The organism is Rhodoglobus galactosidasius (assembly GCF_054957775.1).
Map to the genome: position 1 here is coordinate 131,889 of NZ_JBQIAV010000006.1, position 13,662 is coordinate 145,550.

The 13,662-nt window shown below is 62.6% G+C and carries 16 protein-coding genes; 12 read left to right on the forward strand and 4 right to left on the reverse strand.

Features of this window, described 5'->3' with window-relative positions; genetic code table 11:
- Together ACTJJW_RS09540 and ACTJJW_RS09545 are read left to right on the forward strand one after the other, a co-directional pair.
- Positions 1-1,188, forward strand: coding sequence for an MFS transporter (locus tag ACTJJW_RS09540; RefSeq protein WP_462644117.1), 1,188 nt, complete (start codon positions 1-3; stop codon positions 1,186-1,188).
- A 115-nt stretch (positions 1,189-1,303) separates the two neighbouring features.
- A complete protein-coding gene (locus ACTJJW_RS09545) occupies positions 1,304-1,951 on the forward strand; it encodes a biliverdin-producing heme oxygenase (RefSeq protein ID WP_462644118.1) in 648 nt (215 codons plus the stop codon).
- A 20-nt stretch (positions 1,952-1,971) separates the two neighbouring features.
- Here the strand turns inward: ACTJJW_RS09545 and ACTJJW_RS09550 are convergent, their stop codons facing one another.
- From ACTJJW_RS09550 to ACTJJW_RS09560, 3 genes are read right to left on the reverse strand one after another with little or no spacing between them, the layout of a single operon-like run.
- Positions 1,972-2,166, reverse strand: coding sequence for a hypothetical protein (locus tag ACTJJW_RS09550; RefSeq protein WP_462644120.1), 195 nt, complete (start codon positions 2,164-2,166; stop codon positions 1,972-1,974).
- Positions 2,163-2,549, reverse strand: a complete 387-nt coding sequence (locus tag ACTJJW_RS09555; RefSeq protein ID WP_462644122.1) for a Gfo/Idh/MocA family protein — start codon at positions 2,547-2,549, stop codon at positions 2,163-2,165. The genes ACTJJW_RS09550 and ACTJJW_RS09555 overlap by 4 nt, the downstream gene beginning before the upstream one ends.
- Entirely contained in the window at positions 2,512-2,889 is a 378-nt protein-coding gene (locus tag ACTJJW_RS09560; RefSeq protein WP_462644123.1) for a Gfo/Idh/MocA family protein, read from the reverse strand. Before ACTJJW_RS09560 ends, ACTJJW_RS09555 begins: the two co-directional genes overlap by 38 nt.
- 276 nt (positions 2,890-3,165) lie before the next feature.
- Here ACTJJW_RS09560 and ACTJJW_RS09565 point away from each other — a divergent pair, with 276 nt between their 5' ends.
- From ACTJJW_RS09565 to pcaC, 7 genes are all read left to right on the forward strand, one after another.
- Positions 3,166-3,894: a GntR family transcriptional regulator gene (locus ACTJJW_RS09565; RefSeq protein ID WP_462644125.1), complete on the forward strand. Its 729-nt coding sequence runs from the start codon at positions 3,166-3,168 to the stop codon at positions 3,892-3,894.
- A gap of 226 nt (positions 3,895-4,120) precedes the next feature.
- Positions 4,121-4,906, forward strand: coding sequence for an IclR family transcriptional regulator (locus ACTJJW_RS09570; protein WP_462644126.1), 786 nt, complete (start codon positions 4,121-4,123; stop codon positions 4,904-4,906).
- Positions 4,907-5,002: 96 nt separating this feature from the next.
- Positions 5,003-5,776, forward strand: coding sequence for a protocatechuate 3,4-dioxygenase subunit beta (gene pcaH / locus ACTJJW_RS09575; protein ID WP_462644128.1), 774 nt, complete (start codon positions 5,003-5,005; stop codon positions 5,774-5,776).
- Positions 5,773-6,321, forward strand: a complete 549-nt coding sequence (pcaG, locus tag ACTJJW_RS09580) for a protocatechuate 3,4-dioxygenase subunit alpha (RefSeq protein ID WP_462644130.1) — start codon at positions 5,773-5,775, stop codon at positions 6,319-6,321. The genes pcaH and pcaG overlap by 4 nt, the downstream gene beginning before the upstream one ends.
- Entirely contained in the window at positions 6,308-7,654 is a 1,347-nt protein-coding gene (locus tag ACTJJW_RS09585) for a class-II fumarase/aspartase family protein (protein WP_462644131.1), read from the forward strand. The genes pcaG and ACTJJW_RS09585 overlap by 14 nt, the downstream gene beginning before the upstream one ends.
- Entirely contained in the window at positions 7,651-8,415 is a 765-nt protein-coding gene (locus ACTJJW_RS09590; RefSeq protein ID WP_462644133.1) for an alpha/beta fold hydrolase, read from the forward strand. Before ACTJJW_RS09585 ends, ACTJJW_RS09590 begins: the two co-directional genes overlap by 4 nt.
- Positions 8,415-8,801 (forward strand): 4-carboxymuconolactone decarboxylase, encoded by a 387-nt coding sequence (gene pcaC / locus ACTJJW_RS09595; RefSeq protein WP_462644135.1) that lies wholly within the window; start codon positions 8,415-8,417, stop codon positions 8,799-8,801. Before ACTJJW_RS09590 ends, pcaC begins: the two co-directional genes overlap by 1 nt.
- 104 nt (positions 8,802-8,905) lie before the next feature.
- Here pcaC and ACTJJW_RS09600 read toward each other — a convergent pair whose 3' ends face one another.
- On the reverse strand, positions 8,906-10,129 hold the full coding sequence (locus tag ACTJJW_RS09600) for a 4-hydroxybenzoate 3-monooxygenase (RefSeq protein WP_462644137.1): 1,224 nt from the start codon (positions 10,127-10,129) through the stop codon (positions 8,906-8,908).
- 114 nt (positions 10,130-10,243) lie between these two features.
- Between ACTJJW_RS09600 and ACTJJW_RS09605 the strand changes: the two genes are divergently transcribed.
- The 3 genes from ACTJJW_RS09605 (at position 10,244) to ACTJJW_RS09615 (ending at position 13,626) form a co-directional block, all read left to right on the forward strand.
- A complete protein-coding gene (locus ACTJJW_RS09605; RefSeq protein WP_462644139.1) occupies positions 10,244-11,416 on the forward strand; it encodes a thiolase family protein in 1,173 nt (390 codons plus the stop codon).
- Positions 11,417-11,463: 47 nt separating this feature from the next.
- On the forward strand, positions 11,464-12,321 hold the full coding sequence (locus ACTJJW_RS09610; RefSeq protein WP_462644141.1) for an IclR family transcriptional regulator domain-containing protein: 858 nt from the start codon (positions 11,464-11,466) through the stop codon (positions 12,319-12,321).
- A gap of 342 nt (positions 12,322-12,663) precedes the next feature.
- Complete coding sequence (locus ACTJJW_RS09615) at positions 12,664-13,626, forward strand: ABC transporter substrate-binding protein (protein WP_462644143.1); 963 nt, start codon at positions 12,664-12,666, stop codon at positions 13,624-13,626.
- The last annotated feature ends 36 nt before the right edge of the window (positions 13,627-13,662 follow it).

The following is a 13,662-nucleotide window of genomic DNA, read 5'->3' on the forward strand; positions in this document are numbered from 1 at the left end:
ATGACGGTGGCAGCAGGGCACAGAGGGAAACCCGCCGTTCTGCTCGCGGTAGGAACGACAATCGTCGGGGGGCTCCCGGTCTTCCTGCTCGGGGCCCTCTTCGTACAGATTCAACGCGACACTCCGGCGCCCGGGTGGGTTCTGGGCTCGGCTGTGGCGAGTTACTGGGGTGCAGCCGCGTTCACCTCGCTGGGCGCGGGCCGGCTCGTGTCCCTGGTCGGGATTCGGTCCGCAACGCTTCTGGGCGTGGGTTTCGGTGTCCTGAGCCTGATCGGAAGCGCAATCTTCGTTCCCCTCTGGCCATGGTTACTCGTCTGGGCAGCCGTCGGCGGCATGTCAAACGGAGTGAGCCACCCGGCCGCGAACCAATTGATCAACCTGCGCGTTTCCGAGGGCCGACTGGCGACCGCCTTTGGTCTCAAACAGTCGGCGATTCCCTTCGCGGCGTTTCTCGCCGGGCTCGCGGTGCCGACCCTGGCACTGACCCTCGGGTGGCACTGGGGCTTCGGTCTGGCCAGCACCTTCGCCGTGCTGGTCGGGATTGCGTTCTGGTTCTACGGACCGGGCCCCGAGCGGATGCGCACATCGCTCAGCAGGATTCACGTGCCGTTAAGTGCGCCGCTTCTGCGCTACCTGCTGCTCATGACCAGCATCACGACCCTGTCTGCGGCAGCGACCGGTGCCGTAACGGCCTATGCCGTCGTTACCGGGATCGAGCGTGGGCTCGATCTGGGCTCGGCCGGGATTCTGCTGAGCGTCGGCGGGCTGTTGAGCGTACTCACCCGAGTCATCTTTGGCCGCCTGGCTGATCGGGGCGGCACCGGATTCGCCCTCGTGACCACGGCCGGCATGATGGCGATCGGTGGCTGCGGGATACTTCTCCTGGCCCTCGACACTCCTTGGAGTTTTGTCGTCGGAATGCTTCTCGCCCTCGGTATCGGTTGGGGCTGGCCCGGCCTCACCCACTTCGTGATTTCCCGAGTCTCCGGACCAGCAACACCCAGCGCGACAGGCATCGTGCAGATTGGCACCTATATTGGCAGCGGCGCGGGGCCACTCCTGTTCGGCCTGCTGTTCACTGTCGTTGATGAAACGCCCCTCTGGATCACCGTGGGCGTGACGCAGCTGGTCGCAGCCGGCATCGCCTGCGTGCTTGTGAGAAAGGCGCCCCCACCCAAACACTTGTGACGGTCCGTGAAGAATGTAAATCCTAGACACCGCAGCCGGATGCTCCCGACAAGCGAAACGACAGCCCATCCCACTAGAGTGAGGGTTACCTAACTAACCTCGCTAGGAGACCTCAGTGGCTGTTATTCCGTTCTCGCAGGCCCTTCGTGAGCGCACCTGGTCAAGCCACGGCGACAGCGAGGGTGCCGACTTCATGAAAGATCTGATGACGGGCAAGGGCCGCCGCGACGACTACATCGCACTGGTCGCTCAGCATTACTTCATCTACGAAGCCATTGAGGCTGCAGCCGACCACTTTGCGGCCGACCCCGTTACTGCTCCGTTCATTACGTCGCAGCTGACTCGCCTGCCCGCGATTGAGGCAGACCTCGAATTTCTGATTGGTGCCGACTGGCGCGACCAAATCACTCCCCTGCCGACCGCTGCCGCTTACGCGGCTCGCGTACGCGAGATTGCCGCCCAAGACTGGGCTGGCGGGTTCATCGCCCACCACTACACCCGCTACCTCGGCGACCTCTCGGGCGGGCAGGTCATCCGCACCCTCATGCAGCGCCAGTTCGGTTTCGAAACCAACGGTGTTGGCTTCTACCTGTTCGACCAGATTGCGAGGCCCAAAGAGTTCAAGAACACCTACCGCGAACAACTCGATGCTGTGCAGTGGGATGACGCCGAACGCGAGCGCGTCATCGACGAAGTTTTGGCCGCCTACAGGTTCAACACTGACCTGTTCGTCGACCTTTCGCGCGCTAAGGCTGCCGCCTAACCAGCCGAGCCGCCGCAAAGCTAGCCGGCTTCAACCTGGGCGCGTAACGAATCGAGGGTCTCCAGGATCGCAACCGACACATCGAGAGGATGCTCGGGCGCCTCGGTTCGGCCATCCGCAATGTGTTGGGCAATCGCCGTCGTCTGAAATGCGAGCCCCTCGCGGCCGCGCAGCCCAGTGCCATCCGTGAACTCGGTGCGCTCCTCGTCGCTCACAAACGCAAACCCATTCGGCGCGTAGAAGGGAGTGCGCACCTCGACGCGACCACGGGTGCCGTGGAGGTGTCGGCACGCATCGTCGTGTGCAACACAGCTTGGGCTCCGCCGGCGTGCCCGAGGATCATCGCCGCCTGGCCATCAACGCCGCTGTCGAGCATCCGCCCCGTCGCCACAGCTGAGGTGGGTGCGCCGAGCGCAAAGCGGGAGAACCACACCGGATAGATGCCGATGTCTCGCAGCGCGCCCCCGCCCATTGCCGGGTCGAACACGGGTTGTCCGCTCGGCGTGCCAAAGTTTGCGCCAAAGTCAGCGGTGACAATCGAGAGGTCGCCGAGCTCACCCTCAGCGATGAGCTGGGCAATCACTGTGGTCTGCGGCATCCACTCCCAGCGGTTTTTCGATCAGCACATGCTTGCCTGCCGCGATTGCGAGCAATGCCAGCGGTCGGTGAAACACATTCGGCGCCGCCACATAAACAATGTCGACTTCGGGGTCTGCGACCAGTTGTTCATAACTGCTGTAGCTGCGCTCGATGCCGTTCTTCTGCGCAAACTCGGCAGCGCGCTCGGCCGAACGGGACGCCACGGCGACCACCCGCTGATCGGTGTTCGCGTGCATCGTTGCCACCCAGTCGGTGGCGATCGCTCCGGGTGCGAGCACGCCCCAACGCAGCGTCGGGCCGCCGCGAAGCGGTACAGCGGTCGGTTCAGGCAGAATCACGACAGTTCCCCTCCCGTGTAGATCGAGTCAGCACCGCGGGCGGATATGACTCATGGTTTCACCATATATCGCACGTCAAGTGGTCTACAACGAGCATCACGCTACGATATCGGAGTGGTCTAGGGCGACTCGAGCTCAGTCCCGTCTTCTGGCTAAAATTGTGGATATTGGGGCACTCCGTGGGGCATACATGTCAGTGGGCAGTGCCATGATTGGTCTAACCGGATCTTTGCGGCATGCTCGTAACTGGGCTCTAATGTGAAGGTGACAGTCGTCGTGGAGTCAATCAGAAACACACTGAGAGCGCGCCTTCGAGAGTTGGTCGCGTCGACAGAGGTAGGAAAGAGCCTGCCCAGTGAGCGTGACTTGAGCGCGCAGTGGGGTGTCGCCCGAATGACGATCCGCCGCGCCGTCGATGCTCTCGTCGCCGAAGGCGTCGTTGAACGCCGTCATGGCTCCGGAACCTATGTAACCCCTCAGCCTTTCGTTCGCCTGCTCGGAATCACCTCCTTCTCTCAAGACATGCGAGACCGCGGACTCGAACCAAGCGCCCGACTACTCGCCTACCGCGTCGCGGCCTCGGACTCCGCGATCGCATCACAATTGCAGATCACGCCTGGCGACCCTGTGGTCAGCTTTACCCGCTTGCGCTTAGGTAGCGGCGAAGCGATGGCTGTCGAAACTGTCTGGATTCCGCAGGCGCTTGTTCCCGGTCTCAACGGAGGTGACCTCGGAGGCTCGCTCTGCGAACTTCTCAGCACGCGCTACCGCATCGTCCCCGGCGCTGCCAATGTTTCCATCGAGCCGGTTCTCGCCGACCAGCGGGTGCGTGAGCTCTTGACTATCACCGAAGATCAAGCCTGCCTGCGCCTTCGCAGGATCGACTCCGATTCGCGGGGCAACATCATCATGGTTGCCAATTGTTTCTACCGCGGCGACAAGTACCAACTCACCGCCCAGGTTTCAAGTGGGGCGTTCACTCCCGAACAGGCAAGGAACAGCTGACGCCTACCGTTATCGGTGTCGATGGTGGCCAATCGGGCATCCGGCTCACGGGATGATAGAAGGGTTCTACAGCCCTCTTTGGAATCCAAGAGGTCTGAATATATGCACTATCCGCCACCCGGAGGCAGTCCGGTGCCAGCGCGCTAAACCGCCGGTCAACGAGGTCACCAGGCTGCTCACTGCGTGAATCTGGACCGCGGGGTGGTGGCTCGTTAGACTGCAGCCCATGGCGGGCAACACTGCAGAACCAGGAGCTTCGGTCATCGCGCGCACCGCGACACTACTGAGTGTCTTCGATGGCGAGCATTCTCGCCTGACATTGAGCGAAGTATCCGCTCGCTCGGGTCTGTCAATGACCACGACACACCGGATGCTAGGGGAGCTGACCGCAGCGAACTTACTGTCACGGGGAGCGGACGATCGATACTCAATCGGACGGGCACTGTGGGAACTGGGCGAGGTTTCACCACTGAGTCTTTACCTGCGGGAGACGGCCCTTCCCTACCTGCTCACACTGTATGAGGCGACCGCGGAGAACGTGCATTTAGCCATCCTGGATGGGATCGAAGCACTCTATGTCGCCCGAGTGGTGGGACCACATTCGGTACCAACGATCAGCCGGATGGGGGGACGCCTGCCGTTGCACACCACGGGCGTCGGCAAGGTGCTTCTCGCCTGGCAAGATGAAGCTTTTCTCTCCGCATTCTTTTCGCGAGAACTCGAAAGCCCGACCAAATTCTCGATTACCTCAGAGCCAATGCTGCGCGCTCAACTCGCAGAGGTCAGGCGCTCTGGTGTTAGCCGGACGCGCCAAGAGATGACCCTCGGCAATACTTCCATTGCGGTGCCTGTACTGGGCCACTCTGGTCTACTGGCCGCCGTGGGCCTCGTCACTCACACCGTAAAAGCGGAAACACCGTGGCTGGTTCCGGTACTGCAAAATGCCGCGTCAGCAATGTCAGCGAGCCTGCTCGAGCTGATGGACCGCGAGGGAACCGAGTCGCTGGGTTAGTTTCTGCTGAGTGGAACTGTGTCGTTGTTTACCAACCTCACGGATGCCACGCTCTATCGGGCACACGGACGATGAGCGCCCGTGACGAAGGGCAACATGACACTCAGTGACCAGCAGCAGATCTCAAGCGAGATCAGCGCGAGGCGAGAACAATACGAGATGGATCGTGCGTGCGGCACCGCAGCCAACAACCGCACGACGCTTGACTATTCGCCGTACCGCAGCAGCATCCTGCGGCACCCCACGAAAGACCTACACCATGCAGACCCTGAGACCATCGAACTCGTATCGCCAGCCTTTGGACACAACGACGTTGCGCAGATCGAATCCGACCTCACCCTGCAGCACACCGGGGAGCCACTCGGTGAGCGCATCCTCGTCTCCGGGCGCGTACTTGACGGCGAGGGGCGCCCGGTGCGCAACCAGCTCGTCGAAGTGTGGCAAGCGAACGCGGCGGGACGGTACATCCACAAGCGGGACCAGCATCCGGCACCCATCGATCCAAACTTCACCGGAACCGGTCGCACCATCACTGACAACGACGGCAACTACCGCTTCGTCACCATCAAACCGGGCGCATACCCGTGGAAGAACCACACCAATGCCTGGCGGCCGGCACACATCCATTTCTCACTATTCGGCAATGCGTTTACGCAGAGGATTATCACCCAGATGTACTTTCCGGGCGACCCGCTGTTCCCTCTCGACCCGATCTACAATTCAATCATCGACCAGGACGCACGCGACCGCCTCGTCGCCGATTACAACCACGACCTCACCTCACCGGAGTGGTCGCTCGGGTACCGCTGGGATATCGTGCTGACTGGTCCGCAACAAACCTGGTTCGAGACAGAAGGAGGCGACGCATGAGCCTCCTCCCAACCCCGGGCCAGACCGTTGGGCCGTTCTTCGGTTACGCGCTTCCCTACGAGGGAGGCGAGACCCTCGTTCCACCGCACCAGCCTCACTCCGTGCGGCTGGAAGGTGTCGTGTATGACGGAGCCGGCGTTCCCGTGCCGGATGCTCTCATCGAAATCTGGCAGGCCGACCATACCGGTAGCATTCCGACCGCACGCGGGTCACTCTCCCGTGACGGCTACGCCTTCACCGGTTTCGGACGATCGGCGACCACGCGCGACGGTGTTTATTCCTTCACCACGGTTGAGCCGGGCCCAGTCAACGGCACGGCACCGTTCTTCGCTGTCGTCGTCTTCGCGCGCGGGCTACTCGACAAGCTGCACAGCAGAATCTACCTACCCCAAAACGACGACGCGCTCGAACGCGACGCACTACTCTCTGCGCTGCCTTCCGAGCGTCGGGCTACCCTAATAGCGACACGTCAAAGCGACGGGTCGCTACACCACGACATTCACCTGCAGGGTGACAAGGAGACAGTCTTCATTGACTTCGGATAACTCCAACGCGGCAGATCACGGTCTGCTCGCGCCGTACTGGGCCGGCACACCAGTGGCGACAGCGACAGGAGACGACGCGGTGCTGCGTGCGATCCTCGACGTGGAGGTCGCATTGGCCACCGCCCAGACCCGTCTGGGCTTGATTCCGGATGCCGCTGCCGTAGCCATCCGGAACACGGCAGCCGGGCTTGAACTCGACCCCGCCCAACTGGCCGTAGCCTCCCGCTCGAGCGGCGGCAACCCGATCATCCCGCTGCTGGCTGAACTACGGTCGGCGGTCGGTCCCGACGCTTCCGACTATGTGCACCTCGGGGCCACCAGCCAGGACATTTTGGACACCGCACTGATGCTGGTGGCCAAGCGCAGCATCCACTCACTGGTCAGCGACCTCGACTCCGCGATCGCCGCCCTCGCCGCGTTGGCCGACGCTCATCGCACCACGGCAATCGCGGGTCGCACGCTGACCCAGCACAGCGTGCCGACGACCTTCGGACTCAAAGCGGCCGGCTGGCTGGTCGGGGTGGCCGACGCCCGCAGTTTCCTCGCGGCGGTTGCAGAGGCCTTGCCTGCTCAGCTCGGTGGAGCGGCAGGAACGCTCTCCTCGTTCACACAGCTTCTTCCTGGCCACGAACTTGAGCTGGTTGACGCATTCGCTGACGAGCTCGGCCTAAAGCCAGCGCCGCTGCCCTGGCACACCATGCGGACGCCGGTCACCAGGTTGGCGGATGCACTCGCCGGCGCAGGCACTGTGCTTGGCAAGATTGGCGCCGACGTGGCCCTGCTTTCGCGCACGGAAATAGCCGAGCTGAGCGAGGTATCCGGTGGCGGGTCGTCAGCCATGCCCCAGAAGAAGAACCCGGTACTCAGCGTGCTGATCCAGGCGGCTTCCCGCCAGACTCCCGGGCTCGCCGCCGAACTTCACCGCAGCGCCATCGCCGTCGACGAGCGCCCCGACGGCGCCTGGCACACTGAATGGCAAGTGCTGCGCAGTCTGCTGCGGGCGGCCGGTGGTGCGGCATCGCTCACCGCTGAGCTGTTGACCGGGCTCCGCGTCGACACCGAACGGATGCGCCAGAATTTGCGGCTGACCGGGCCACTCATCGTGAGCGAGCGGGTCATGCTCGTCGTGGGTCCGGTGCTCGGCAAGGACAAAGTGCGACAGCTTATCGCCGCCGCCGCGTCCGACCCGTCAAGCCTGCGAGAAACGTTGGCACGAGAACTCCCTGGCTGGTCAGACGCACAGCTTAACGACCTCCTCAGACCGGAGTGCTACCTCGGGCTGAGTGACGACCTCATCGACCGGGCCCTGGCTCACGTAAAGGCAAACGGATGACCGCCCCCGTGATCCGCGCGACTAGGGGCGGCACCGCCGGCGCTCCGCTGATCGTGCTCGGACCGTCGCTAGGCACGTCGTCGCTGGTCTGGGAAGACGCCGCCGAACTGCTCGGCTCACGGTTCAGCCTGCTGTCCTGGGACCTTCCCGGGCATGGCATCTCGGCGCCAGCATGCTCGAGCTTCAGCGTGGCGGAGCTGGCGGATGCCGTGCTCAATCTCGTTGACGAACCCACGTTCCACTACGCTGGTGTCTCACTCGGCGGTGCCGTCGGACTGGAACTGGCACTACGCCATCCGGATCGTCTCGACCACGTCGCGATGATCTGCTCACTCGCCAGATTTGGAGAGGCCTCCTTGTGGGAGGAACGCGCCGCCCTCGTGAGGGCGCAGTCGACCTCGGCGCTGGTGGGAGCATCCGCCGGCCGCTGGTTCTCGCCCGGGTCGATTGCGCGGTTACCAAAGATTACCGGCCAGCTATTGCATACCCTCGCCGACGCCGACGACGAAAGCTACGCACTGTGCTGTGAGGCGCTGGCAGCGTACGACCTACGAGGCGAGCTCGGCGACTTGACTCGGCCTCTACTGGCGATTTCCGGGCACGACGACCCGGTTGCGCCACCCAACGCGATGGCTGAACTTGCTGCGGCTACCCCTCACGGGCGGGCAGCCGACGTCTCGGATGCGGGGCACCTCGCCAGCGCGGAACAACCCGCAGTAATAGCGGAACTGCTCAAGAACTTCTTTGGAAAGGACGGCTGATGACCAGCGACGACCAGCGACGCGACCAGGGGATGGGGGTGCGACGCGAGGTGCTCGGAGACGAGCATGTCGACCGTGCGAACGCGAGCGTTACCGAGGTAACGCGCGACTTCCAAGACTTCATTACGCGCTACGCCTGGGGCGATATCTGGTCGCGCCCCGGGCTGGACCGGCGACTGCGCAGCACCGTCACCATCACCGCGCTCATCGCGCACGGCCACTGGGAAGAACTCGCCATGCACCTGCGGGCCGCACTGCGCAACGGGCTCACGCAGGAGGAGGTGTCCGAGATTATTCTTCAGTCCGCGGTGTATTGCGGGGTGCCGGCAGCAAACTCGGCGTTCCACGTAGCGCAGCAAGTTTTTGGGGGAGATACCGAAGGCTGATAGCGCTTGTCGACTCTGATGAGGCGCTACGCTCGCTGAAATTGTCGAAGCGCCTTGCACGAAGAGTCGTGAAGCCGCTCCCCCAAGCTCAGGGAGCGCCGGGGTCAGTGCGGGTGCGTTAGGAACGGCAGCCCAGTGTACATTTCAGCCAGGTACGCCATGCCACGTGGCGACTCGCACAGCTGGCTCAGCTGCCCCAACTGCACGCGGTAGTCGTAGTCCACGTTCTCGGGATGCCCGGAATCCGTCGACTCAGTGAAACGGTGCAGCATACGAGTCATCCAGGCGGAGAAATACTGGATCTGCCAGACGCGCTGCAATGAGCGAGGCGAATACTCGTCGAGACCGGATGCGTCGCCGTTCCGGTACCAGGCAACCAATCCATCGTGCAGGTAACTCGCATCTGCGATCGCCAAGTTTAGCCCCTTGGCCCCGGTCGGCGGAACGATGTGCGCAGAGTCGCCAACCAGGAAAAGCTTGCCGAAGCGCATCGGATCACTTACAAAACTGCGCATCGGGGTGATGCTCTTGTCAAAGATCTCCCCGCGTTCCAGCGTCCATCCCGGGGTGCCGAGGCGCAGGTCCAGTTCATCCCAAATGCGATCATCCGACCAGTTAGTGATGTCGTCGTGAGGGTCAACCTGCAAGTAGAGACGGCTGACCGTCTCCGACCTCATGCTGTGCATGGCGAAGCCGCGCTCGTGCAGCGAATAGATGAGCTCATCTGTTGACGGCTGCACGTGGGCGAGGATGCCCAGCCAGCCGAATGGGTACTCGCGCTGATAGGTCTTCTTCTGCGCAGGCGGAACACTGGGCCGGCACACCCCGTGCGCTCCATCCGCCCCCGCCACGAAGTCGGCGGTCAACTCAAACTCCTCGCCGTCTTGGGTGAAGCGCACCGTCGCTGGGCCGTGGGCCACATTGTCGATTTCGATGTCGGACACGCTGTATCGGGCCGGGGTGCCCGCTTCGTCGTGTGCGTCAATGAGGTCCTTCACGACCTCTTGTTGGCCGTAGACCCAGACCGAACGCCCGACCAGCTCGCGGAACGAGATGTGGTGGCGGTCTCCGTTGTACTGCAGGTAGACGCCGTCGTGGCGCTGGCCCTCTTGATGCAGCCGTTCACCCAGACCGACCTCAGTAAGCAGGTTGACGGCATCCTGTTCCAGCACGCCTGCGCGCACACGCTGGATGGTGTAGTCGCGGTCTCTCAGCTCGAGCACGACACTCTCGATGCCAGATCGTCGCAGCAGGTGGGAGAGCAGCAGCCCGGCGGGGCCTCCGCCGATGATTGCTATCTGGGTACTGATACTGGTGCACGTGGCCACGTTGCCATCCTTCCCGTTCACGGGCTTTGCTGGGTTGATATTTCCCCATGGTACGTCCATCATTAGAACACAAGTTCGTTGTGCGCACAGAATTGCTTTGGTGATGGGAGTTTTATGTCCACCAGTTTCATCTACGACGCCGTACGGACGCCCTTCGGACGATACGGAAAGTCCCTCGCGGGCACCCGGCCTGACGACCTAGCTGCCGGGGTACTCAGCGAACTGGTGGCGCGGCATCCGAATTTCGATCCGTCGACCATCGACGATGTGCTCCTCGGCGACGCCAACGCTGCTGGTGAGGACAATCGCAACGTCGCCAGGATGGCCGCCATCCTGGCCGGATTCCCCACCTCCGTCCCGGGCGCCACGCTGAACCGGCTTTGCGGTTCCAGCTTGGAAGCCGTGATCCAGGCAAGTCGCGCCATAGAAACAGGTGACGCCGACGTCATGATCGCCGGCGGTGTCGAGTCAATGAGTCGCGCGCCCTGGGTGATGCTCAAGTCGTCGCGCCCCTACCCAAGCGCGCACGAAACTATGCACTCCACTACCCTCGGTTGGCGCATGGTGAACCCGAAGATGCCCGAACAATGGAGCGTGTCTCTCGGTGAAACCGCCGAGATCCTCGCGGAACGCTATGGAATTGGCCGAGAGCAACAAGACGAGTTCGCCCTCCTCAGCCACCGCAACGCCTCAGCCGCCTGGGACGACGGCATCTACGACCGAGAAGTCGTGCCAGTCGCGGGAGTCGACTTGGCCAGGGATGAGGGGATCAGGGCAGACGCTTCGCTAGAATCGCTCGGTGCCCTGAAACCCGCGTTCAGGCCCGACGGATCGGTCACCGCCGGTAACTCCTCACCGCTCAACGACGGTGCCGGCGCGATCCTGATCGGTTCTGAGAACGCACCCATCGACGCGGAGCCTCTGGCACGCATCGTCTCTCGAGGCGTGCACGCGGTCGACCCCAACATCTTCGGCATTGCGCCGGTCGAAGCAGCCAACAAAGCACTCGCCCGGGCAGGTAAGACCTGGGCGGATGTTGACGTGGTTGAGCTGAATGAGGCGTTCGCCTCGCAGAGCCTCGCCTGCCTGCAGCTGTGGCCAGAGCTCGACCCGGCGAAGGTGAATATCCATGGTGGCGCGATCGCTATCGGCCACCCGCTCGGGGCCTCCGGCTCTCGAATTGTCGGCCACGTCGCGCACGAACTCGCCCGGCGCGGCGGCGGCGTGGGCGTTGCGGCGATCTGCATCGGTGTCGGCCTCGGTCTCGCGATTGTGCTTGAACGGTGAGCGCGAGCCTAGACGCGGCGGAGACACCAGAAGGGGATGATAGAGGGATGGGGAACGCTGCGGAATCGACGGAACAAGCAGACTCGGCGCGCGACCCGAGCGGGCAGTATGTGCAGTCGCTGGCACGCGGGCTCAGCGTCATCCGCGCCTTCGACGGCGACCACCCGGTGATGACGCTCAGTGACATCGCTAGACGCACCGGGCTTACTCGCGCGACCAGTCGTCGGTTTCTACTCACCCTGGTCGAACTCGGCTACGTAAAGACGGATGGCAGGATGTTCAGCCTCACCGCCCGCGTACTGGAACTGGGTTTCAGCTACCTCTCAGCACTTTCGCTACCGGAGATTGCCCAGCCGCACCTCGAGCACCTGGCCGCGAGCATCCACGAATCCACCTCGGCGTCAGTGCTCGACGGCACGGACATCGTCTATGTCGCACGCGTACCCACGCGGCGCATCATGACGGTGCGAATCAACATCGGTACCCGCTTCCCTGCATTCGCTACCTCGATGGGCCGGGTGCTGCTGGCGTCATTCAACGCGGACGAGCTCGACTCGCACTTGAGTGGCATTGACTTCACCGGCCTCACTTCTCACACGATCAAGTCCCGGGAAGCGCTGGTAGCAGAGCTCGCGCGGGTTCGCGAGCAGGGCTGGGCGATGGTTGACCAGGAGCTTGAGGACGGTTTGCGCTCGATCGCCGCCCCGATCTGGCACGGCTCAACCGTGATGGCCGCAATCAACGTGTCAACCACCGCAAACAGCCACTCGGTGGAATCGATTCACGAGAACCTGCTACCTCCACTGAAGCTTGCGGCGGAACGCATCAGCCACGACCTGACCGCCTCCCGTCCGTTCTCGCGTCCCGGAGACAGCGGTTTCAGCCCGACCAGCCACCCGTTGTAGCATCTGGCCTCGTTCCCGTCAGCCCAAGTGCGGATGAGAATCTGCGACTTTAACAAGGTTTCCGGTTTCGTGTTGGACCGACCATTGAACATCAGCTGCGCGCATTCTGGTGCGAATCGGTGGTCGAGCGTCGCGGCGCTCACCCGCACCCTGGCTAGTCCCGAGAACGACACCCAAGCGGAGGCTTCCATATGAGGCAACGTATCGGGCTCCACAGACGTTTCTTCTGAGTCAACGCACATCCTTGACGGAACGGTCGAACCGTTTGTACTGTATAGAGAACACTAGTTCGCATCCCGTACAAATTACGCATGACAAATTCTTGCCACAAAGGAGTGCCAAATGAAGAAATCGCTAATGGCTGGATTCGCAGCCGCGTCCGTCCTCGCACTAGCTGCTTGCAGCAGCGGAAACGTCGATGACGGTGCCGCTGCACCGAGCGCCGGCGAACCAATCGCCATCACCGTCGGAGTTATCCCGATCGTCGACACCGCGCCGCTCTGGCTCGGTGTCGAAAAGGGCTTCTTCTCCGACGAAGGCCTCGATGTGACAGTCCAACCCACGACCGGTGGTGCAGCATCCGTGCCCGGCGTGGTGGGAGGAAGCTACGACTTCGCTTTCGGCAACTACGTCTCGGGCATGGTCGCCAACGACCAAGGGCTCGCGCTGAAGTACGTCGCCAACGGCAACACGACCGCTGGCGACCCCGACTTTGGTGCCGTCATTGTTCCGGCAGATTCCGACATCCAGACCCCGGCCGACCTGTCCGGCAAGATCGTCGCGGTCAACAACTTGCAGAACATCGGTGACACCACGATCCGCACGGTCGTCGACGACGACGGTGGAGATTCCTCGACCATCAAGTTCGTCGAGGTCGCCTTCCCTGACGCGGAAGCCGCCGTGGCCAACGAACAGGTGGATGCGGCGTGGATCCTCGCGCCGTTCCTCAATTCCGCAGTTGCTAACGGTGCACGGGTGATCTCGTACAACTTCTCGGAATTCAACCCGAACCTCGACATCGCCGGCTACTTCACGACGCTGGACACCTTCGAGAACAAGCCAGAACTGGTCGAAGCATTCGCCACAGCGATGAACAAATCGCTCGAGTACTCTGACAGCAACCCGGACGAGGTCAAGCAAATCGTGACCACGTACACCAAGATGACGATGGAGCAGCTGGACGCCATGGTGCTTCCGAAGTTCAACGTCGACTTCAACCGCGAAGCGATGGAGAAGCTTGGGGCAGCCGCGTTCGGCTACGGCACGCTGAGTGCTGAGCCGAACCTCGACGAGCTGCTTCCGTAGCCCGACCGTTTCAGCCGAGTAGAAGTCGAGTACCCA